Raw genomic sequence first — 1,195 nt, 5'->3', positions numbered from 1 at the left:
GCCCTGGTCGGCGGCGAGGGCGACGTAGCGGTCGTCGAGGGCGGCTCGGCGCCGGAACGCGTCGATGGCCCGGCGTCTGCCGACGGTGAGCAACCACCCGGCCGGCTGACGTGGCACGCCTTCGCGCGGCCAGGTCACCAGTGCCTCCGCGAACGCCTCCTGGGCGAGATCCTCGGCCATCGCGAAGTCGCGGGTGTAGCGCGCGAGGGCGCCCACGATCCGGGCCGATTCGATCCGCCAGACGGCGGCCACGGCCTCGCGGCCGGTGTGGTCGCTCATCGTGATTCAGAGCTGGCCGCTGGCCTCACGCCACGCGCGCTCCCTCGCGACCCAGACATTGTCCTGCGGGAATTCATCGATGCTCGGGACTCGCCGGATCTCGGTCTTGGTGCCCGGCACGACGACCGGCATGCGCTTGGCCCACTCGATCGCCTCCTCTTTGGAGGCCACATTGAGAATGTAGAACCCGCCGAACAGTTCCTTCGTCTCCCCGTAGGGCCCGTCGGTGACCACCGGGGTCTCCGACGAGTAGTCGACGACCACGCCCTGCGCCGCGTCGTCGAGCCCCTCGGCGGCGACCAGCACTCCGGCGCTGATCAACTCGTCGTTGAACTTGCCCATGGTCTCGAGCATCTCGTTGAAGTCGATATCGGCCGCCGCGGCCCAGGCTTCGTCGGTGGCGCGCATGATCAGCATGAACTTCATGGTTTCGTCTCCTCGGATCGGTGTGGACCCGCCTGCCGGGCCCTGCGTTCATCCCTAGGTCGAACGGGCACCGCTGCGGATCGACACCCGGCCGAAAATTCTTTTCGCGAGTGTTCGGCAGCCTACGACGAGTGCCGGGCGCGCGCGACGACGACGGACACGAATCCCCGATTCGGGTATTCAAGATCGTCCGGCGTGATACAGATCGAAGAGGTTTGTCATGCTGACAGCCACCTAGCGAAGGAGTCACTCGTGAGCGCAGTTCTCGTCGAGCAACGCGAGCATGTGCTCGTCATCGTGCTGAATCGGCCCGAGGCCATGAACTCGGTCAACGCCGAAGTGAGCACGGGGGTCGGCGAGGCGCTCGAGCGAGCCGAGGCCGACCCGCAGATCCGCGCGGTGGTCCTCACCGGCGCGGGCGAGCGGGCGTTCTGTGCGGGCGCGGACCTGAAGGCGCTCAGCCGCGGTGAGTCGATTCTCGCCCCGGGAC

At 67.7% G+C, this 1,195-nt stretch carries 3 protein-coding genes; 1 reads left to right on the top strand and 2 read right to left on the bottom strand.

Going from position 1 to position 1,195, the window contains the following annotated elements; translation table 11 throughout:
- Together ACFWF3_RS36545 and ACFWF3_RS36540 are read right to left on the bottom strand one after the other, a co-directional pair.
- Positions 1-279, bottom strand: a 279-nt coding sequence (locus ACFWF3_RS36545; RefSeq protein WP_379318782.1) for a sigma factor, incomplete at its 3' end; no start/stop codon positions are given.
- Between the two features lie 6 nt (positions 280-285).
- Positions 286-705, bottom strand: coding sequence for a YciI family protein (locus ACFWF3_RS36540; protein WP_378989897.1), 420 nt, complete (start codon positions 703-705; stop codon positions 286-288).
- Between the two features lie 252 nt (positions 706-957).
- Between ACFWF3_RS36540 and ACFWF3_RS36535 the strand changes: the two genes are divergently transcribed.
- Positions 958-1,195, top strand: a 238-nt coding sequence (locus ACFWF3_RS36535) for an enoyl-CoA hydratase-related protein (RefSeq protein WP_379318780.1), incomplete at its 3' end; no start/stop codon positions are given.

This window comes from Nocardia sp. NPDC060220, from assembly GCF_042727815.1.
Classification (GTDB): Bacteria; Actinomycetota; Actinomycetes; order Mycobacteriales; family Mycobacteriaceae; genus Nocardia.
Note: the sequence above shows the minus strand (reverse complement) of the source record. Positions and strands in the feature narration are given on the sequence as shown.

Coding starts and splice junctions, on each gene's coding strand:
- ACFWF3_RS36540 (WP_378989897.1), bottom strand. CDS start 705: ATGAAGTTCATGCTGATCATGCGCGCCACCGACGAAGCCTGGGCCGCG.